Genomic DNA, 20711 nt, shown 5'->3' with positions numbered 1-20711 from the left:
ATGCCCAATTCCTTTGAGATGGACGGACGCGGCCCCTCCGACCGGCAGCTGTTCGGCATCGGCATTGCGGTCGTGGTGGTCAGCACCCTGCTCACCACCGCGATGTTGGTCAAATCGACTGGCAGGCTGAACGATTACGTGCGCGTGGTCGCCGATCTGGTGAACGTGGGCGATGGTCTTCCGCAGAAGTCGGACGTCAAATACCACGGCGTTCTGGTCGGCTCGGTCGACGGCGTCGTCCCGGCAGCGCACGGCGAACCCAACTATGTCCACATCGACCTCAAAGAGGAGTACGCCAAGTCGATTCCGGCCAACGTAACCGCGCGCGTGGTGCCCAGCAATGTCTTCGCCGTCTCGTCGGTTCAGTTGGTGGGCTCGCCAAACCAGGCGGGCCCGGGTATGAAAATTCGCGATGGCGCGCACATCCCGGAAGACAAGCGGCTGCCGACCGTTCTGTTTCAAACGACCGTGAGCAAGTTGCGCGATCTGCTCGCCGCGGCCGGGCGCGACCGCGATGACAGGTCGGTGGGGATCCTGGCCGCGCTGGGCGCCGCCACCGACCACCGCCGGGTGAGCCTGCTCAACGCGGGTGCGCAATTGAATCGCCTTCTCGATCAGCTCAATTCGATTGTCAGCACCGACACCGGCCCCTCAACGGTGTCCGCGCTGCTGGAAGCCACCAGTGGGCTTGCGCAGACGGCACCCGATCTGCTCGACGCATTGCACCAGGCCGTGGAGCCGATGCAGACATTCGCCGAAACCCGCGGGCAACTGGCCTCGCTGTTGTCCGGCGCCGACTACACGGTCGGCACAACACGCCAATCGCTCGGCAACCACATCGACCAACTCATCCGGATCACCACCGATTTCACCCCGGTCCTGGGTGTGCTGGCGCAGAAGTCGAACAACTTCGTGCCCGCGGTCGCCAAGCTCGACAACCTGGCCAACCAGTTCATGGAGCAGGTCTGGAACCCGCAGACCAACCTCGGCAACATGCGCGCGATGCTGACATTCACACCCAGCTCCACCTACACGCGCGCCGACTGCCCGCACTACGGCGAGCTGAAGGGACCCAGCTGTTTCACCGCGCCGCTGATTCCGGTGCGCCCGGATCTGCCCGAGGTGCTGCTGCCGCAGAACTATCAGCCGCCCAAGGACCTGGCTCCGCCGCCGGGCACCGTGATCGGTCCGGACGGCAACCTCGTCGCCGTCGGCCCGCCGCTCGTGAACGGGCCACCGAATCTGATAGACCCGAATCCGCCACTGGCGCCGGGGATTACGCCGTCGCCACCCGTGCCCGGGAGCGCGAACCCCGATAACCCGTCACCGGGGGCGCCCGCGACACCACAACCGCACGAACCGTGGGTCGCGCCGGTGGCGCCCAAGGCGCCGTGGATCCCCCAGGCGTCCTTTGGCGGGAACGTGGGACCCGTTGGGAGCCAGTACGAACGGAATATGTTGGGTGTGATCACCGGCGCACCCGCGACCGAAGCCACCGAGCTGCTGCTGGGTCCCGTCGCCCGCGGCACCACGGTGTCACTGGTTCACCCCCCGGCTCCGTCGCCCGGGGAGGCAAGATGAAGTTTCGCGGACCACTCATCGCGTTGACCCTGTTCATGGTCGTCTCGCTGACGCTGACCTGGCTGGTGTATGTGAGTTTGCGGCGTGACGTGGCCGGCAACACCGCCCAGTATTCGGCGGTGTTCAGCGACGTGTACGGGCTTCGCGAAGGCGACGACGTCCGGATGGCTGGAGTGCGCGTCGGCCGAGTCGAAAAGATCGATCTGGACGGGAAACTCGCGAGAGTCTCGTTCGTCGTGCAGCAAGAACAGCGGTTGTTTGGGAACACCCTCGCGTCGGTGACGTATCAGAACATCGTCGGCCAGCGTTACCTCGGACTGTCCTTGGGGAAGGAAGGGAGCCCGGAGCCGCTCCCGCCGGGCAGCACCATCCCGCTGGAACGCACCGAGCCCTCTTTCGACGTCACTACCCTGCTCAACGGCTACGAACCATTGTTCAGCCTGCTGAACCCCCACGACGCGGACAACCTCACCAAGGGCATCATCCAGTCGCTGCAAGGCGACACGTCATCGCTCACCACTCTGGTCGGCCAGACGTCCACGCTCACAGAGACGTTCGCGGGCCGAGACCAGGCCCTCGGCAGCGTGATCACCAATCTCGACAAGGTGATGGGCAACCTGGCCCAGCAGAACGACGATCTCGACGGCGTCATCACGCAGACCCGCAGCATCGTCGGCGAGCTCGACGCGCGGCGCCCGGACCTGGTCGCCTCGGTGGGTTCGCTGGCGCGGGTGACCGGCCGGCTGTCGGCCTCGGCCACGGACGTGTATCCGGCACTGCGCGAGTTCATCGATCGCCAGCCCGGCGTCACCAAACACATCATGGACGTGGAACCGCAGGTGGCCTTCTTCGGCGACAACATCCCGCTGCTGCTGAAAGGGCTTACCCGGGTGGGCAATCAGGGGGCGTACGGCAATGCCTACGTGTGCGACGTGAACTTCATGGGGTTCTTCCCCGGCCTCAACGACGTGGTGCCGATCATCATCAACGCGGCCACGCCGGGCAACAAGGCATGGCACACCCCCAGATGCAGGAGTACGGCCGATGGCTGACGCGTCCGTGTGGGAGCGGATGAAACGGCGTCCGCTGGAAAGCTACAACAAGACCTGGCTCGGGTTCATCGCCGTCGCGGTGGTCGCGGTGATCATCGGGGTCATGCTGCTCGTGCATGCGCTCGGCGCCGGATACCGGCACTACACCGCGGAGTTCCTGCAAGCGGCCTCGCTGCGGGCGGGCAACCCGATCGTGGTCGCGGGCATCCCGGTGGGCAACGTCACCAGCATGAAACTCGTCGGGGACCATGTTGAGGCGGGACTGAAGATCCGGGACAACATCGCGCTGGGCAAGGATTCCCGGGCGCAGATCAAAGTCACCACCATTCTGGGTTCGCGGTACCTCGCCCTGGAACCCAACGGTCCGGCGCACCTGCCCAACAACACCTTCGACTTGGCGCACACCGAGGTCCCCTACGACCTGCAAGCCGCGTTGCAGGACGCCACCACCACTTTCGAGCAGGTGGACTCCGACCGGTTCGCACAATCGCTTGCGGTGCTCGGCAAGCAGCTTGAGAGCCTGCCGACGGTTGTCCCGCAGGCGATTTCGAACATCAACACACTGTCGTCGATCATCGCGGTACGACGTGACCAACTCGGGCAGTTGCTGCGCAGCACGGAGCAGGTTACCAACACGCTGCGACGTCAGCAGGCCGGCATCGGCACGCTGGTCGACCAGGGCCAAGACCTGCTGGGCCAATTCGTCGCGCGGCGCGCTGTTTTCCACGCAATGATGCAATCCCTCTCCAGCCTTATCGACACCATGAGCCAGGTCGTTGTCAACGACCGGCCGGGCCTGGACGCGCTGATCAAAGACATGCGGGACTTCACCAACCTGATGTCCGCGCACGACGACCTGCTGCACAGCATGCTGCAAACCAGCCCGATCTTCTTCCGGGAGGCGGCCAACCTCACGGGCGACGGCAACGCGATCAACTTCAACGCCCCCAACGTTCCGCTGATCGACTCGTGGATGTGCGCGATCAGTGGCCGTGCCAAACAGTTCGGCATGATCCAGTATTTCAAGGACTGCAAGTGACGGGGCTGGCATCCAAAGCAGTGGCCATCGCCGCCGCCGTCGCGGTCATCGCAGCGGTGGCCGGCATCGGTTGGTGGTACCTGGGCTCCGACGAGGACACGATCACCGTGACCGCCCAATTCGACAGCGCCTCCGGCCTTTACGAGGGCAACGTGGTGGCGGTACTGGGCATGCCGGTCGGCAAGATCACCAAGATCAATGCCAAGGGCGGCTACGTCGAAGTCGAATTCACCGTCGACCGCCACGTCAAAGTCCCCGCCACCGTGCAGGCCGTCACGGTATCGACCTCCATCCTCACCGACCGGCAGATCGAACTCACGCCGCCCTATCACGGCGGACCGACCCTGGAAAACCACGACACCATCGGCTTGCCCCGCACCAAGACACCCGTCGAATTCAGCAGTGTCCTCAATGTTTTGGACAAGGTGACCAAGTCGCTCGAGGGCGACGGCCACGGCGGCGGCCCGATCGCCGATGTGCTGGGCGGCGGCACCGAGGTGGTCAAAGGCAACGGCGAGAAGATCAAAGCGGCGCTGGGTGAGCTCTCCAAGGCGCTGCGCCTGTCCAGCGACGGCGGCGCGACAACCCGCGAGCAGATCACCACGATCGTCAGAAACATCAGCACGCTGTTCGATGCCGTGGCCGCCAACGACACGAAGCTGCGCGAATTCGCCTCCACCATCCACCAAGTCAGCCAGATCATGGCCGACGAGGACCTTGGCAGCGGCACCACCGGACGCAGACTCGATCAGCTGATCCAGCGGGCCGGCGACCTGCTCGACGCCAACCGCGACAACATCAAGCAGACCGCCCTGAATGGCAATGCCACACTGAAGATGGTGACCGACCAGCGGCGCGACCTGGCCGAGCTCTTGGACCTTGCTCCCCTGGTGGCCGACAACGCCTACAACATGGTCGACCGGGCGAACGGCAGCGTGCGTGCACGCTTCCTCACGGACCGGCTGCTCTTCGACAGTCAGTACACCAAAGAGATCTGTAACTTGATGGGGCTTCGGCAATTGGGCTGCAGCACCGGCACGATTCAGGATTTCGGCCCCGATTTCGGCTTGACCTATGTGCTGGACGGAATGGCCGCCATGGGGCAGAAGTGACGACCGCGGGGGCGCGGGGAATGCTTGCGGCCGTGGCCGCGGCGATGGTTACCGCGGGATGCGCCACGAACGGCCTTGCCAGCCTGCCCCTTCCAGCGCCGGAGGTGGGCTCGGGAGGCTATTCGCTGAACGCGGTGTTCTCCAACGCGCTCAACCTGCCGATGAACGCCAAGGTGAAGCTCGCCGGCGCCGACGTCGGTCAGCTCGAATCGATGGTCGCACGCAATTACACCGCGGTCACCCGGCTGCGCATCAGGGACGGCGTGCGTTTGCCCCGGGGCAGCACCGCCGAATTGCGCACCGCAACGCCGCTGGGGGACGTCTTCGTCGCGCTCAAGCCGCCGGCCGCGGGCGATTCCGAGGGACCGCTGCTGAAGAACGGCGACACGATCGGCCTGGATTCGACGGCGGCCGCGGCGACCGTCGAGTCGGTGCTGAGCTCAGCGGCCATCCTGGTGAACGGCGGTGCGGTACGTAACTTCACCAACATCATCAACGGGTTCGGCAAGGCGACCGGTGACCAGGGCCAGGCGTTCGGCGACATGATCCGCAAGTCCAACGAGTTGCTCGGGAGACTGGATTCCCGGTCCGATCAGATCTCGACCGCGCTGACCCAATTGTCGCGACTGGCAGACCAACTCGATGCCAAGAACCAGACCATCGCCGACCTGATGGCGGCGGCCAGGCCGGCCACTTCGGCCCTGGCCGACAACACCACCCAGCTTTCCGACCTGGCCGTGCAGGTCGGTGACACCTCCCGGTTGCTGGCCAGGTTCCCGTCGATCGGTGGGACCGACACCAGCGGCCGCAGCATCATCCGTGACCTGAACACGGTCGCGGGGGCCGCCAACGACGTGGCGATGAGCCCGGATACCAGCTGGCTGGCGCTGAACAGGCTGATTCCCGCACTGGTCAAATCGACGGCCGGGAACTCGATTTCGGTGAACGTGGGCGTGGACAAGATCATGCTCGGATCGATCCCCGACATCGGATTCCCCGGTGACATCGGGCTGCACGGACCGCACCACTACAACGTGAACCTGCTCGTCGGCACCCTCAAGTACACCCTGTGGCGGCTGCAGGAACGTGTGGTCGGCCGGGGTCCGAATTCGCCGCAGGTTCCCGTCGTACCGGACCCGAACATCCCGGGCCAAATCGACGTCGCCCCCGGGCCGCCGCCGGCCCCGGCAGGACCGACGCCATGATCCGCGCCGTCGACAATTTCGCCAACGCCGTTGTCCGAGCGGTGCGTACCGGTCACCGCCACCAGGTCTGGCTGTCGGTGGCCGGCTTGGTGCTCATCTTGGTCGTCGCCACCGCCTACCTGCTCGTCGGCGCGCTGCGGGTGAAGCCGTTCGCCTCGTCCTACCGAGTGACGGTGCAATTGCCGGACTCCGGCGGCTTACTGCCCAACCAGGATGTCGCACTGCGGGGAGTGCGGATCGGCCGGATCGATTCGCTGCAGATCACCGACAACGGGGTGAACGCCGTCGCCAGCATCACGTCGAAGGTGCGAATCCCGGCGAACAGCTTCGTGCACGTGTCGGCGCTCTCGCCCGCCGGTGAGCAATACATCAACTTCGAGGCCACCTCCGACGCCGGGCCCTACCTGCACGACGGCAGCCTCATCACTTCGGACCACACGAGCGTCCCGGTCAGCTTGGCGCAGTTGCTCGCCGACGCCGACGGGTTGCTGGCCCAGGTCGACCCCCACAAGCTCGAGTTGATCAAAAAGGAGCTGAGCCTGAGCAAGGAGGGGCCGGCGAAGCTGACCGCCATCGTCGACGGCGGCACGTTCCTGCTCTCGACCCTTGATTCGGTGCTGCCCCAAACCACCAGCATCATCAAGACCAGCCGGGTCGTGCTCACGCTGGCGAGTGACAAGAACGCCGGTTTAGGCTCGGCCGCAACGGAACTCAATAAAACACTGACCGGCGTGGCCAGGATGCAAGCCGGCTATCGCCGGTTGACCGGCCAGACGCCGCGCACACTGTCGGCCGTCGACAATCTGTTCTCCGACAATTCCGACACGATGGTGCAGTTGCTGGGCAGCATGGCTACCATGTCGCAGCTGTTATATCTGCGGGTGCCGGCGCTCAACGCGCTGTTCCCCGACTACCGTGGTTCGGTGTTGGACGCGGTGACGAGCACGTTCCACGACCACGGCGTGTGGGCGACGGCCGACCTCTACCCCCGCTATGTGTGCGACTACGGGACGCCATCGCACGCCTCCTCCGCCGCCGACTACTACGAGCCGTTCATGTACACCTACTGCCGCGACGACGACCCGGCGGTCTCGATCCGCGGCGCCAAGAACGCGCCACGGCCGGGCGGGGACGACACCGCCGGTCCGCCGCCGGGGGCGAACCTGGGCCAGCGGACCGATCCGACCCCCCGAGGCCGCTACACCATTCCCACCCCCTACGGCGGGCCGGCGCTGCCGATCGAACCGCCCCACTGAACCCCTACCATCGGGCCAATCCCTAGGAGATGACCGTGATCGTGACCACCGAGAAGAACCCGAAGGCCAAGGCGCACGCCGAACCGGAGCCGGACGCCGAAACACCGGAATCCGCCACCGAAGACGCCGACGAGGTGCGCGGCGAAGAATCCGGCGAGGCAGCCGATGAAGACGAGGGCGGCGACGTCGGTGCGCTGCTAAAAGGCAAGCGTCCCAAGAACGAGGGCCCTAAGCGCCCGTGGAAGCGCTATCTGCGCCGCAGCGTGTTGCCGGTGTTGCTCGTTGCCTCGCTTGGCGTTTCGGGTTTCCTCGGCTGGCGGCTGTGGCAAGAGCATCAGGTCAAACTGGCCGGCGAGCAGGCCCAGCAGGCGGCCATCGCCTACGCGCAAGTGCTGACGAGCATTGATTCGAACAAGGTCGACGAGAACTTCAGCCAGGTTCTCGATGGCGCGACGGGCGAGTTCAAGGACATGTACACCCAGTCCAGCGTCAAGCTCCGCCAGCTGCTGATCGACAACAAGGCGACCGCGCACGGCGTGGTGGTGGACTCGGCGATTCAGTCCGAGTCGGCGAACAAGGTTGTCGTGCTGGTCTTCATCGACCAGACCGTCACCAACACCGCCGCACCCGACCCGCGCATCGACCGCAGCAGGATCAAGATGACCATGGAAAAGGTCGACGGCCGCTGGCGGGCGAGCAAGGTTCAGCTGCTGTGATCCGACGGATCTTGGCGGCAGTCGTATTGGCCGCGGCCACAACGATTCCCACCGCGGCTACGGCGCACGCGTCGGCGCCGTCGTTCTGCGGTGAGCTCGGCGGTGACTGGGACGGCCAGTACTGCCACACCTCTGTCACGTCGGAGCGCAAGGCCGTCCGGGACATCAAGGTCGCGGTGCCCGACGACCTGGTCGACAATCCGACCACGGGCCCGGTGATCCGCGACTACCTGCGCACCCTGGTCAACAACTGGAAGACGGCCAACGGCGCCATGGCCGCCGACAGCTACGGCGAGGAGAACTTTGAGGTATTCCGGCACGGCAATCTGCTCAGCGCCGTGTTCCACGAGGACTACCACGCCGACGGGCCAAAGCCCAACAACGCCTACCGGACCTTCACGTTCGACATGGCAAGTGGCCGACGCATGCAGCTGGCGGATCTGACGACATCAAATCCACTGACGGCCATTCCCCCACTGGCCCAACCGTTTATCCAAACCGCGCTCGATCAGGCGCCGCCGCCACACGACCCGGGAACCTACCCGTTCACCGTCGACCGCTGGACTCCCGACAAGGTCTACTCCGGGGCCTACAAGGCGTGGGCGGTCACTCCGGACGAGTTGATCCTGTACATGCCGGACTACCCGGTGGCGCACGACGAGCCCCTCAACTTCACGCCCGGCGTGATGCAGTGGTTCATGGACGGCGGCACGGTGCAAGCGCACATCCCGCTGTCCGCGTTGAGTTCGGTGCTGCGCATCTAGCATCTGCGCCTGTGCGGCTGGCTCAGTTGGCCTTTCGACGACGCAGGTCGATCGATATCACGTCGGCAACGTGCTCGCTGTGCGCCACCTGACCGTCCCCGGTGGACGCGCGGCTGCTGCGGGCCGTGAAGCGGACGCTTGCCGCCAGATCGCCGTAATCCCAGGCTAAATCGCTGACTTCGCGCTTCGTGCGGTCGAGCGCGGTACCCAGCGCTCCGACGATGCGCCGCACGTGCAGGACCGTAGCGTTCACGGCTTCCACCGCGATATCGACGATGCGGTTCAGCTCTCGCTCCAGCATGAACATCCCCCTGCTCAGTCCTCCGGGTTGTAGCCGAGGTTCGGGGCGAGCCAGCGCTCGGCTTCCCGCAGAGTCCAGCCCTTGCGCTTCGCGTAGTCGGCGACCTGGTCCTGGGCCATCCGACCGATCACGAAGTACTGCGACTGCGGATGCGAGAAATACCAGCCGCTGACGGCGGCACCGGGCCACATCGCCATCGACTCCGTCAGCTCGATGCCGGTCCGCTCCTTGACGTCCAGCAACTCCCACAGCGTCGCCTTCTCGGTGTGCTCCGGGCAGGCGGGGTAGCCCGGGGCTGGGCGGATCCCCACGTACTTCTCGCCGATGAGCGCATCGTTGTCCAGCTGCTCGTCCGGCTGGAATCCCCAGAACTCCTTGCGAACCCGTTGGTGCATCCGTTCGGCGAAAGCCTCCGCCAGCCGGTCGGCGATCGACTCCAGCAGGATCGCGCTGTAATCGTCGACGGCCGCCTTGAACTCCGCGATCTTCTCCTGGCTGCCGAGCCCGGCGGTGACCGCGAAGGCGCCGACGTAGTCAGCCAGACCGGTGTCCTTGGGCGCGACGTAGTCGCCCAGCGACCGGTTCGGGATGCCGTCCCGATGCTCACCCTGCTGGCGCAGGTTGTGCAACGTCGTCAGCACCTCGGTGCGGGTCTCGTCGGTGTACACCTCGATGTCGTCCCCAACCGCGTTGGCCGGGAAGAACCCGATCACCCCGTTGGCGGTCAGCCACTTTTCCTTGATCAGGGTGTCGAGCATCTCCTGGGCGTCGTCGTACAGCTTGCGGGCAGCCTCGCCCGAGACGGGGTTGTTGAGGATGTCCGGGAATCTGCCCTTCATCTCCCAGGCGTTGAAGAACGGCTGCCAGTCGATGTACTCACGCAACTCGGCGATGTCATAGTCCTGGAATTCCCGGACGCCGAGACCCTGGGCGGGCACCGGCGGCGTGTAGCCGTCCCATTCGATGGGCGTCCGGTTCGCGCGCGCCTTCTCCAGCGTCAGCATCGGCCGCTCGTTCTTCTGGGAGTGCCGTTCGCGCAGGTCGGCGTAATCCTTCGCGGTGGCCTCCAGCAGGGCTGGACGCTGCTTGTCGTCGAGCAGCGCGGCGGCGACCGGCACCGAGCGGGAGGCGTCCTTGACCCAGACCACCGGGCCACTGCGACGCGGCGCCACCTTCACGGCCGTATGGGCGCGCGAGGTGGTCGCACCACCGATCAGCAGCGGGATTTCCAGGCCCTGGCGTTCCATCTCTACGGCGAAGTTGACCATCTCGTCCAACGATGGGGTGATCAGTCCGGACAGTCCGATGATGTCGGCGTCGTGCTCCTTCGCCGCGGCCAGGATCTTCTCGGCGGGCACCATCACACCGAGGTCGATCACTTCGAAGTTGTTGCACTGCAACACAACCCCGACGATGTTCTTGCCGATGTCGTGCACGTCGCCCTTCACGGTCGCCATCACGATGGTGCCGTTGGTGTCCTTCGCCGCCGCGGTGCCGTTCTGCTCTTTCTCCTTCTCGATGAACGGCAGCAGGTACGCGACGGCCTTCTTCATCACCCGCGCCGACTTCACGACCTGGGGCAGGAACATCTTGCCCGAGCCGAACAGGTCACCGACGACGTTCATGCCGTCCATCAGCGGGCCCTCGATCACCTCGATCGGGCGGCCACCCGCCGCCGCGATCTCGGCCCGTAGTTCCTCGGTGTCGTCATCGACGTGCGCGTCGATCCCTTTGACCAGGGCGTGCGTGATCCGCTCGCGGACGGGCAGGCTCCGCCACTCGGCAGTCGCGGGATCCTCGCCCTTCTCCTTGCTGTTGAACCGTTCGGCGATCTCCAGCAGCCGTTCCGCCGCATCCTCGCGACGGTTCAACACCACGTCCTCGATGCGGTCCCGTAGCTCGGGGTCGATCGAGTCGTACGGCACCAGCGCACCGGCGTTGACGATGCCCATGTCCAGGCCGGCCTTGATGGCGTGGAACAGGAACACCGAATGGATCGCCTCGCGCACGGGGTTGTTGCCCCGGAACGAGAACGACACGTTCGAGATGCCTCCGGAGATGTGCACCCCCGGAAGGTTCTCCTTGATCCAGGCGCAGGCTTCGATGAAGTCGATCCCGTAGGTCGCGTGCTCCTCGATACCGGTGGCCAGCGCGAAGCAGTTCGGGTCGAAGATGATGTCCTCGGGTGGGAAGCCGACCTCTTCGGTCAGGATCCGGTAGGCGCGACCGCAGATCTCCTTGCGCCGCTCCAGGTTGTCGGCCTGCCCCTGTTCGTCGAAGGCCATCACGACGACGGCGGCGCCGTACTTGCGGCACAGCCGCGCCTCGCGGACGAACTTCTCCTCGCCCTCCTTCATGGAGATCGAGTTGACGATCGGCTTGCCCTGCACGTTCTTTAGGCCGGCCTCGATGACCTCCCACTTGGAGGAGTCGATCATCACCGGAACGCGGCTGATGTCCGGCTCGGCCGCGATCAGCTTGGTGAACCGGTCCATCGCGGCGACGCCATCGATCATGCCCTCGTCCATGTTGATGTCGATGACCTGCGCACCGACCTCGACCTGCTGCAGGGCGACCGACAGCGCGCTGTCGTAGTCCTCGGCCTTGATCAGGTTGCGGAACCGGGCGGAGCCGGTGATGTTGGTGCGCTCACCGATGTTCACGAACAGGGAATCGTCGGTGATGTTCAGCGGCTCGAGGCCCGAAAGGCGCGTGGCCACCTCGATCTCCGGCAGCTCGCGCGGCGGTTTGCCCTCGACGACCTTGGCGATCTCGGCGATGTGCGGCGGCGCCGTCCCGCAGCACCCGCCGACGAGATTGACCAGGCCCGCCTCCGCGAAGTCGGCGATGTAGCCGGCTTGGCGCTCCGGGGACTCGTCGTACTCGCCGAACGCGTTGGGCAGGCCGGCGTTCGGATAGCAGGAGACGAAGGTGTCCGCGATCCGCGCCACCTCGGCGATGTAGGGCCTCATCTCCGGCGCGCCCAGCGCGCAGTTGAGGCCGACCGCGAGCGGCTTCGCGTGCCTGATCGAGTTCCAGAAAGCCTCGGTGACCTGACCGGACAACGTCCGGCCGGAAGCATCGGTGATGGTGCCCGAAATGATCGCCGGCCAGCGGCGTCCGCGCTCCTCGAAAAGCGTCTCGACGGCGAACACCGCGGCCTTGGCGTTCAGCGAGTCGAAGATCGTCTCGATGATCAAGAGGTCGACACCGCCGTCGACCAGGCCGTTCGCGGCTTCGAGGTAGGCGGCGACCAGCAGGTCGTAGGAGACATTGCGGGCGCCCGGGTCGTTGACGTCCGGCGAGATCGACGCGGTCCGCGTCGTCGGCCCGATGGCGCCGGCGACGTAACGGGGCTTCTCCGGGGTGCTGTATTCGTCGGCGGCCTTGCGGGCCAGGGCGGCGCCGGCGTAGTTGAGCTCGTAGGCCAGGTCCTGCATGCCGTAGTCGGAGAGCGAGATCGCGTTCGCGTTGAACGTGTTGGTTTCCAGGATGTCGGCGCCCGCCTCGAGGTACTCGCGGTGGATCCCCTCGATGATCTGCGGCTGCGTCAGGTTGAGCAGGTCATTGTTGCCCTGAAGGGCGGTCGGCCACTCCGTGAACCGGTCGCCGCGGTAACCGGCCTCGTCCGGCCGGTCCCGCTGGATCGCCGTGCCCATCGCGCCGTCGATCACCATGATTCGCCGGCGCAGGGCGGCCGTCAGTTCTTCGGTGCAGTCGGGGCGGATGTTCGGCACGAAGGTCTCCGACGCCGGGGCGCTTTTGGGGGCGTTCACGTACGTTCCTTCCGTAGCGGAAGGCGTCCTTGACTCTGCCGAGCGTGGCGGATACCGGCATGGCCGGCGAACCGTTGCAACGCCTCTCGACCAGAAAAGTCTACGTCGTCACCCGACGACTGGACGCCCTGCTCGACCCGACCCGCTCGGCCAGCGCGCTGCCCGTGAGCGCCAACTCGCGGATCTTGTCGGCAATGTCGTAGTTACCAAGGTTAACCAGATTGCGGCCGAACGTATTTCGTCTCGACCGCGTCGACGCCGGTTGTTGCGGTCGCCGATGCCCAGGTCAGCGGCCCGCGATTGAGTGCCCATCGCCCCGTCACCGGCCACCGCACGCCGTGCCAAAGCGTCGAGGATGTCGGTGTCGTAGTCGTGGTCGCTCACGGCAGTCACCCCACAAGGATAGTCGTCCTATGCAAAAGGCCCAGAGGTTGACAGGTCCCTGACAGGCAAGGCCGATGGTCACGCCGAACATCGGGGCGCAAGGCCGTACGCTGATTCTGTGACCCCGCCCCAGGGCCGGCCCTATGGAGGAGCCGCACTGCCCGAACTGCACAACACCATCGTCGTGGCGGCGTTTGAGGGCTGGAACGACGCCGGCGACGCGGCCAGCGACGCGCTCGAGCACCTCGAGGCCATCTGGGAGGCCGACCCGATCCTGGAGATCGACGACGAGGCATATTACGACTACCAGGTGAATCGCCCGGTCATCCGGCAGGTCGACGGGGTCACCCGGGAGCTGGTGTGGCCGGCGATGCGCATCTCGCACTGCCGGCCGCCGGGCAGCGACCGCGACGTCGTGTTGATGCACGGGGTGGAACCCAACATGCGCTGGCGCACCTTCTGCGCCGAACTGGTCGCCATCGCCGACAAGCTCAACGTGGACACCGTGGTGATCCTGGGCGCCCTGCTCGCCGACACGCCGCACACCCGGCCGGTCCCGGTCTCGGGCGCCGCCTACTCCCCCGAGTCGGCGAAACGCTTCGGGCTCGAGGAGAGCCGCTACGAGGGCCCGACCGGCATCGCCGGGGTGTTCCAGGACGCCTGCGTGGCCGCCGGGATCCCCGCCGTGACGTTCTGGGCGGCGGTGCCGCACTACGTGTCGCAGCCGCCGAACCCGAAGGCGACGGTGGCGCTGCTGCGCCGCGTCGAGGACGTGCTCGACATCGAGGTTCCGCTGGCCGACCTGCCGACGGAGGCCGAGGAGTGGGAGCAGGCCATCACCGAGATGGCCGCCGAGGACGAGGATTTGGCCGAATACGTGTCGTCGCTGGAGCAGCGCGGCGACGCCGAGGTCGACATGAACGAGGCCCTGGGCAAGATCGACGGGGACGCGCTGGCCGCCGAGTTCGAGCGGTATCTGCGGCGCCGTCGTCCCGGCTTCGGCCGCTAACCCTGCTTCTTGCCCAAGCCCTGGTTGTAGGCGCTGGTGGACCGGCCGAGCGCCGCGACTTGGGCGTCCAGCTGGGGCAGTAGCTCCGCGGTGGGCTTGTGCAGGGGCAGTTCCCCGACCGGGGTGGACAGCACCGGCTTGATCCAGCGGAACAGGGCGACCCAACCCGGGCAGTAGACGCGGTTGCGGCGGCGTTCGATGCCCTTGACGAACGCGTCCGCGCACTTGTCGACGGTGGTGGTCTTGTTCAGCGGCCAGGGGAAGCTGGCGAGCAGCTTGCCGAAGGCGGGCAGGTCGGCCTCGGTGTCGCGGACCAGGGCGGTGTCGATCCACGACATGTGCGACGAGCCGACGTCGACGCCGCGGTGGGCGACCTCCAGCCGCAGCGCGTTGGCGAGGATCTCGACGCCGGCCTTCGACGCGTTGTAGGGAACCAGGCCCGGGCAGGCGGCGTATGCGGCCAGCGACGAGACGATCAACACGTAGCCGCGGCGCTCGATCACCGCCGGCAGCGTGGCCCGCACGGTGTTGAAAACGCCGAGCACATTGATGTCCATCACCCGCTTGAACGCCTCCGGGTCGACTTGCAACACCGACCCGTAGCTGGCGATGCCCGCGTTGGCCACGACGACGTCGATGCCGCCGAACCGCTCGACGGCCTGCGCGGCGACGGCCTGCATCGCCGGCAGGTCTCGCACATCGGCGACCGCCGTCAGCACGCGGTCGTCGCCGAGTTCGGCGGCAAGCGCTTTCAGCTCGGTGTCGTTGAGATCGGTGAGCACCAACCTGGCGCCCTTGTTACGCAGCCGGCGGGCGACCTCGGCCCCGATGCCCCGGGCCCCGCCGGTGATCAAAACAACTTTGTCCTGCAGTGACGTCATGGCGGCAAACGTACCCTTTACAGTTCCACCCCGAGCAGCGCATCGATCGCGGTCGCCACCAGCTTCGGCGCTTCGGCGTCGTGGCCGCCGTACTCGAGCGCGTCGGTGGTCCAACCATCAAGCGCGGCAAGCGCTTTGGGCGTGTTCAGGTCGTCGGCGAGGTATCGGCGCACCCGCGCGATCACGTCGGCGGCGTCGGGACCGGCGGGCAACCCCGTCGCGGTGCGCCAGCGCCCGAGCCGGGCGATGGCCTCGTCGAGCACCTGCTGGCTCCAGAACCGGTCCGCGCGGTAGTGCCCGGCCAGCAGGCCCAGGCGGATGGCCGCCGGCTCGATGCCCTGGGCCCGCAAGGTCGACACCAGCACCAGGTTGCCCCGGCTCTTGGACATCTTGTGCCCGTCCCAGCCGATCATGCCCGCGTGCACGTAGTGGCGGGCGAATCGCCGCTCGCCCCTTACACATTCGGCATGTGCGGCGGTGAATTCGTGGTGCGGGAAGATCAGGTCGCTGCCCCCGCCCTGGATGTCCAGGCCGCTGCCGATGCGGCTGAGCGCGATCGCCGCGCATTCGACATGCCAGCCGGGCCGCCCGTCGCCGAACGGTGACGGCCAGCTCGGCTCTCCCGGCCGCGCGGCGCGCCACAGCAGCGCGTCCAGCTCGTCGCTCTTGCCGGGCCGGTGCGGGTCGCCGCCGCGCTGCTCGAAGAGTCGCAGCATGGTTTCGCGGTCGTAGCCCGACTCGTAGCCGAACTGCGGGGTGGCGTCCGCCCGGTAGTAGACGTCCGGGTAGTCGCCGTCGACGACGTACGCCGCCCCCGACGCCAGCATCTTCTCGACGAGCTCGACCACCTCGGGGATCGCCTGGGTGGCCGCGACATAATCGCGCGGCGGCAGGACCCGCAGCGCCGCCATGTCCTCCCGGAAGCGCACGACCTCACGATCGCCGAGCTCACGCCAGTCGACACCGTCGCGCTGGGCGCGCTCGAACAGTGGATCGTCGACGTCGGTGACGTTCTGCACGTAATGCACGGCGTGGCCGAGATCCAGCCATTGCCGGTAGACCAGATCGAAGGTGAGATAGGTGGCCGCGTGTCCGAGATGAGTGGAGTCGTACGGGGTGATGCCGCAGACGTACATGGTCGCAGTCGATCCGGCCGCCACCGGCCGCACCTGCCGATCGGAGGTGTCATACAGCCGGAGCTCCGGTCCACGTCCCGGCAATACCGGAACCGGTGGAAACTCCCAAGACTGCATGCCAACGACTCTAAACGCGGTGACCTAGCGCCATGCGTCGCGGATGGCAGCGAGCAGGATCGGCGCCACCTCGGCGCGGCACATCACGAAGTCGGGCAGGTAGGGGTCGAACTGGTTGTAGCGCATCGGCGAGCCGTCCAGGCGTGACGCGTGCATGCCGGCGGCCATCACAACGCCGGCCGGCGCCGCCGAGTCCCACTCCCACTGCCCGCCCGCGTGCAGGTAGGCGTCGACGTCGCCGTCGATGATGGCCATCGCCTTGGCGCCCGCCGAACCAATGGCCACCGGCTGTATCGCCAACGATTGGCGCATGCGGTGCAGCACGAAGGGCGGCCGGGTGGCGCTCACGGCGATGCGAAACGTGTGCGGTACGCCGACGCGCGCGGCGCCGGCGGTCACGGTGTCGGTGCGGTACACCGTGTTCCCGCGGGCCGGCAACGACACCGCCGCGTCGGTGATCTCCCGCTGGCCGTTGGTGGGGTCGCCGGTGGGACGCTGCCACAGCGCGATGTGCACCGCCCAGTCGTCGCGGCCCGGCGTGGAGTACTCCCGGGTGCCATCCAGCGGGTCGATGATCCACACCCGGTCGCACTTGAGCCGGCGCCGGTCGTCGTAGGCCTCCTCGCTGAGCACCGCGTCGTCGGGGCGCTCGGCGCGCAACCGGCGCAGGATGAGCTCGTTGGCCAATGCGTCGCCGGCGTCGCCCAACGCCCACGGGTGACCGAAGCCGATCTCGTCGCGCACATTGAGCAGCAACTCCCCCGCGTCGGCGGCGAGTTCGGCGGCCAGTGCGGCATCGGTCAACTCATCCGGGCCCTGGCTCACCGGCTCAGTATTCCCGACGCCCGAGTGCCGCTCAGAAGGCCGGCCATGGAATGGGCCGGTGCCGGTTGGGGCCCGGCATCACCGGATCGTCCAGCAGCGCGTGCGCGCGCCTGCGCAGCGCCGCGATCTCCGCCCGCGTGATGTGCTCGGCCAATTCATCGCCCAGCGAGCCCGTCAGGGCCTCGGTGAGTCCGGCCACCGGCTCCAGCATCTTCTCGTCGACCGGCTTGTTGGCCCAGCCCCACAGCACCGTGCGCAGCTTGTTCTCGACATGCAGGCACACACCGTGGTCGACGCCGTAGACGTGGCCCTCGACGTCGCGCAGAACATGGCCACCTTTGCGGTCGGCGTTGTTGACCAGCACGTCGAAGACAGCCATCCGCCGCAGCCGGATGTCGTCGGCGTGCATCAAGACCACCTCGTCGCCGGCGTAGTCGTAGGCCCGCAGCACCGGCAGGTAACCGGGCTGAGGTTGGTTGGCGGGAAACAGGTCGACCAGGTCGGGGCCGGGCCTCGGGGCGGAATCGGCGGCGTCGCCCGGTTGGTCCACCCAAAGCTGCAGCATGCCCGGACCGGCAGGCCCGTGACGAATCACCGTGTAGGGCACGATGTTCCACCCCAAACACGTCGACACCAGGTAGGCGGCGACTTCGCGACCCGCCAGCGTTCCGTCGGGAAAGTCCCACAGTGGCGCCTCGCCCGAGACCGGCTTGTAGACGCAGTGCACGGTCGATTCGCCGAGCGTGGACTCACACAGGAAGGTGGCGTTGCTGGCTGAGCGGATGCGTCCGATGACCGTCAGCTCGCCGTTGCGCAACACCTCACGGTCGTCAGGCCTCAAGTTCATCGTCAGGCCCGAGCAGCGCGCTGCGCCTATAGCCGTTGGCGCGCGCGCAGATATGGCCCTCCGGATCCAACGGTTCGTCGCACAGCGGACACGGCGGGCGTCCCGCTGAGATGACGCGATTGGAGCGCGTGGCGAACTGCCGCGCCGACTCCGGCGTCAAGAACACCCGCACCGCGTCGGGACCCTCTTCGGTGTCGTCTAGCACCACCGACGCGTCGAATTCGGCGTCGGTGACGGCCAGCAATTCGACCACCACGGTCTGGGCCTCCGAATCCCAGCCCAGGCCCATGGTTCCGACCCGGAACTCGGCGTCGACGGGGGTGATCAGCGGGTTGAGATCCTCGACCTCGGCGGGCTCCGGGGGGACCGGCGTGCCGAACCTGCGATTCACCTCGAGCAGCAGCGCACCGATGCGCTCGGCCAGCACCGCCACCTGCTGCTTCTCCAACACCACCGACACCACCCGGGCATCGTGCACCGCCTGTATGTAGAACGTGCGGTTTCCGGGCTGACCAACGGTCCCGGCCACGAAGCGGTCGGGTGTACGGAAGACGTGAATTGCGCGGGCCATGGCACCTCCAAAATACCGGCTGTTGCCTTCGCCGTGCGATTCGATTGCCCCGCTTGCCCTCTTTTAAGCGGAATTAGTCTGTCGAGCCGCCGACCACCGCGTCGCCGGACGGCATGGCCGGGGCCGGCCCTCCCGTCGGCGCCGGCTGGGACTCACCGTCCGTCTTCGCCTTCGCCTCATCCTGGGGCTCGTCCTTGGGCGGTGGCCCGGCCCGCAGCGCCGCAGCCAACTTCGCACCGGTGTGGTTGACGTGCAACACAAATGGGCGCAATTCGGTGTACCGGATCACACTCACCGACGCCGGGTCGGCGGTGACCCGCTGGAACGCGTCCAGGTGCATGCCGTAGGCGTCGGCGACCACCGCCTTGATGACATCACCGTGGGTGCAGGCCACCCATAGGGCGTCGCCGCCGTGCTCGGCAGCCAGCCGTCGATCGTGCTCCCGGACGGCGGCCACGGCGCGCGCCTGCACCTGCGCCAGCCCCTCGCCACCGGGAAACACCGCCGCACTCGGGTGGGCCTGCACGACCCGCCACAGCGGCTCGGCGGCCAGCTCGGCGATCTTGCGGCCGGTCCAGTCCCCGTAGTCCACTTCGGCGAGCCGGTCTTCGATGAGCGGCTCGAGGCACAGCGCTTCGGCGAGCGGTTCGACGGTGCGCCGGCAGCGCAGCAGTGGCGAACTGATCAGCCCGCGGATGGGCAGGTCGCCGATCCTGTCGATCAGTCCGGCGGCCTGGTCGCGCCCCTTGTCGTCGAGATCGACACCCTCGGAGCGTCCGGCGAGGACGCCGGCGGTGTTCGAGGTGGAGCGGCCGTGGCGCAACAGGATGACCGTCATACCGCGGTATCCCACTGACACGTCGCCCAAAGCACGATCACGACCGTACCCGGTGCGGGTGCGGGTTCTTGACTAGCGCGAGACCGGCACCGCGTGCGCCACCGAGTCACGGACGGCGGCGATGAGGCTGCGCTCGTCGGAGACGTCGATGTCGACCAGGCTGCGGATCGCCCTCGCGACCACCTCATCCGCCTGGGGAACGGGCCCGGCAAGGCGCGGCCGGTAAATTTCGACGACGAGCGATCGGTGCTCGATGTGGAACGCAAAACTGCGCCCATCACCGACTTGTCCATATCCGCTGGCGAAAATGCCTGTCGACAAATCTTCGACAGCAAACTCTTTCTCCGCGATATGCCGGTCAACGGTGACGGCCATGGCCCGACCATACCCCGCCCGCGAGACTTGATGTAGGCGACATGGCCATATTGGATGCGAAGGCGTTCCTTAATGTCCCCAGTCCACCGTTGTTACGCGAGGGAAAATAATTGCTGTCAACGCACGTGCGTCGCCGAGCGGCAGCTCGCCGAGGTTTGCTTGGCGTCGCGCTTTTGCTGGGCGCCGCCGCGGGATGTTCGTCGAATACATTCAAATCGGCTCCGCCCACCATCGAGCCGGCCGCGCCGGCCGTGTCGCCGCCGGTGTCGCAGAACCCGGCCGGCGTGGTCCGCGCGCTGGTCGCCCACGCCACGGCCGCAGCGCCTGGCGGGCTTGGCCGTCGGCGCCGATCGTCGTCACCGAGGTTTGCCCCCGGTCCAGGACCGCCGTCGTATTCCCTTGCGCGGCAAGCGCGTCGACGCGGGCGAAGATCTTGGTCCGGCTGCCGACGGTCGCGGTGTCGACGCTGCCCGGTGTCGGGGAGGCAAGGGTATAGACAGCCCCGTCGGCGCTGCCCAACACCAGTTTGCCATCGGCGCGCTGGGCGACCGCGGTGAAGTCGGCCTGCCCGGCGTCGGTGACGTTCACCTGCCTTGTACGGCCGGTGGTCAGGTCGACCACGACATAGCCGCCCCGGGCGGCCAGGAAGAGCGTGCCGTGGCCGTCGTCGGTCAGCGAGGTCGCCGGCCCCGGCAGGTCGATGACGCGCGGTGCGGCCTGCGGGTCACCGAAGACCGTGACGGTGGCAGGACCCGGCGGGGCGGCGGCGGGCGCCAGCACCGCCAGCTGCTGGGCGCCACCGTCGAACACCGCGGCCGTGGCGTGGGCGACCAGCGCGCGGACCACGCCGGCCGGGTTCTGCGACACCGGCGGCGACACGGCCGGCGCGGCCGGCTCGATGGTGGGCGGAGCCGATTTGAATGTAT

18 protein-coding genes and 2 pseudogenes are annotated in these 20711 nt (G+C 67.0%); 9 read left to right on the top strand and 11 right to left on the bottom strand.

Features of this window, described 5'->3' with window-relative positions:
* The 8 genes from A5709_RS13825 to A5709_RS13790 are packed head-to-tail and all read left to right on the top strand — an operon-like array spanning position 1 to position 8725.
* On the top strand, positions 1–1581 hold the full coding sequence (locus A5709_RS13825) for an MlaD family protein (RefSeq protein ID WP_068120379.1): 1581 nt from the start codon (positions 1–3) through the stop codon (positions 1579–1581).
* Positions 1578–2633 (top strand): MlaD family protein, encoded by a 1056-nt coding sequence (locus tag A5709_RS13820; protein WP_067945132.1) that lies wholly within the window; start codon positions 1578–1580, stop codon positions 2631–2633. The genes A5709_RS13825 and A5709_RS13820 overlap by 4 nt, the downstream gene beginning before the upstream one ends.
* A complete protein-coding gene (locus A5709_RS13815; protein WP_068120378.1) occupies positions 2626–3672 on the top strand; it encodes an MCE family protein in 1047 nt (348 codons plus the stop codon). Before A5709_RS13820 ends, A5709_RS13815 begins: the two co-directional genes overlap by 8 nt.
* On the top strand, positions 3669–4784 hold the full coding sequence (locus tag A5709_RS13810; protein ID WP_067945134.1) for an MCE family protein: 1116 nt from the start codon (positions 3669–3671) through the stop codon (positions 4782–4784). Before A5709_RS13815 ends, A5709_RS13810 begins: the two co-directional genes overlap by 4 nt.
* Positions 4781–5989, top strand: coding sequence for an MlaD family protein (locus A5709_RS13805; protein ID WP_197520143.1), 1209 nt, complete (start codon positions 4781–4783; stop codon positions 5987–5989). Before A5709_RS13810 ends, A5709_RS13805 begins: the two co-directional genes overlap by 4 nt.
* Positions 5986–7245, top strand: a complete 1260-nt coding sequence (locus tag A5709_RS13800) for an MlaD family protein (protein WP_068009504.1) — start codon at positions 5986–5988, stop codon at positions 7243–7245. Before A5709_RS13805 ends, A5709_RS13800 begins: the two co-directional genes overlap by 4 nt.
* 29 nt (positions 7246–7274) lie before the next feature.
* Positions 7275–7961: a tetratricopeptide repeat protein gene (locus A5709_RS13795; RefSeq protein WP_068120372.1), complete on the top strand. Its 687-nt coding sequence runs from the start codon at positions 7275–7277 to the stop codon at positions 7959–7961.
* Positions 7958–8725: a mannan-binding family protein gene (locus tag A5709_RS13790; RefSeq protein WP_067946668.1), complete on the top strand. Its 768-nt coding sequence runs from the start codon at positions 7958–7960 to the stop codon at positions 8723–8725. The genes A5709_RS13795 and A5709_RS13790 overlap by 4 nt, the downstream gene beginning before the upstream one ends.
* A gap of 22 nt (positions 8726–8747) precedes the next feature.
* Here A5709_RS13790 and A5709_RS13785 read toward each other — a convergent pair whose 3' ends face one another.
* From A5709_RS13785 to A5709_RS29255, 3 genes and pseudogenes are all read right to left on the bottom strand, one after another.
* Positions 8748–9032, bottom strand: a complete 285-nt coding sequence (locus A5709_RS13785; RefSeq protein WP_067946670.1) for a hypothetical protein — start codon at positions 9030–9032, stop codon at positions 8748–8750.
* Between the two features lie 8 nt (positions 9033–9040).
* Positions 9041–12802, bottom strand: coding sequence for a methionine synthase (gene metH, locus A5709_RS13780; protein WP_068120370.1), 3762 nt, complete (start codon positions 12800–12802; stop codon positions 9041–9043).
* Between the two features lie 112 nt (positions 12803–12914).
* A pseudogene (locus A5709_RS29255) lies at positions 12915–13195 on the bottom strand (hypothetical protein); the annotation flags it as partial.
* A 109-nt stretch (positions 13196–13304) separates the two neighbouring features.
* On the opposite strand from A5709_RS29255, the gene A5709_RS13775 reads away from it, so the two are divergent.
* Positions 13305–14195 (top strand): PAC2 family protein, encoded by an 891-nt coding sequence (locus A5709_RS13775; RefSeq protein WP_067946675.1) that lies wholly within the window; start codon positions 13305–13307, stop codon positions 14193–14195.
* On the opposite strand, the gene A5709_RS13770 is transcribed toward A5709_RS13775, so the two are convergent.
* The 8 genes and pseudogenes from A5709_RS13770 to A5709_RS28440 form a co-directional block, all read right to left on the bottom strand.
* Complete coding sequence (locus A5709_RS13770) at positions 14192–15076, bottom strand: SDR family oxidoreductase (RefSeq protein WP_068120368.1); 885 nt, start codon at positions 15074–15076, stop codon at positions 14192–14194. The two genes, A5709_RS13775 and A5709_RS13770, sit on opposite strands and share 4 nt — an antisense overlap.
* Before the next feature lie 17 nt (positions 15077–15093).
* On the bottom strand, positions 15094–16329 hold the full coding sequence (mshC, locus tag A5709_RS13765) for a cysteine--1-D-myo-inosityl 2-amino-2-deoxy-alpha-D-glucopyranoside ligase (RefSeq protein WP_067946679.1): 1236 nt from the start codon (positions 16327–16329) through the stop codon (positions 15094–15096).
* 24 nt (positions 16330–16353) lie between these two features.
* Entirely contained in the window at positions 16354–17154 is an 801-nt protein-coding gene (locus tag A5709_RS13760; protein ID WP_067946681.1) for a 3'(2'),5'-bisphosphate nucleotidase CysQ, read from the bottom strand.
* Between the two features lie 31 nt (positions 17155–17185).
* Positions 17186–18001 carry an SCO1664 family protein gene (locus A5709_RS13755; protein ID WP_369806091.1) on the bottom strand — a complete coding sequence of 272 codons (816 nt, stop codon included), beginning with the start codon at positions 17999–18001 and terminating at the stop codon, positions 17186–17188.
* Entirely contained in the window at positions 17985–18572 is a 588-nt protein-coding gene (locus A5709_RS13750; RefSeq protein ID WP_067946686.1) for a DUF3090 domain-containing protein, read from the bottom strand. Before A5709_RS13750 ends, A5709_RS13755 begins: the two co-directional genes overlap by 17 nt.
* Before the next feature lie 73 nt (positions 18573–18645).
* Positions 18646–19410 (bottom strand): histidine phosphatase family protein, encoded by a 765-nt coding sequence (locus tag A5709_RS13745; protein WP_068120366.1) that lies wholly within the window; start codon positions 19408–19410, stop codon positions 18646–18648.
* A 72-nt stretch (positions 19411–19482) separates the two neighbouring features.
* Positions 19483–19785, bottom strand: a complete 303-nt coding sequence (locus A5709_RS13740) for a hypothetical protein (protein ID WP_067946690.1) — start codon at positions 19783–19785, stop codon at positions 19483–19485.
* Positions 19786–19998: 213 nt separating this feature from the next.
* Positions 19999–20711 (bottom strand): annotated as a pseudogene (locus tag A5709_RS28440) (hypothetical protein); the annotation flags it as partial.

Origin of the sequence: Mycobacterium sp. E1386, assembly GCF_001672745.1 — a bacterium.
GTDB lineage: Bacteria > Actinomycetota > Actinomycetes > Mycobacteriales > Mycobacteriaceae > Mycobacterium.
Note: the sequence above shows the minus strand (reverse complement) of the source record. Positions and strands in the feature narration are given on the sequence as shown.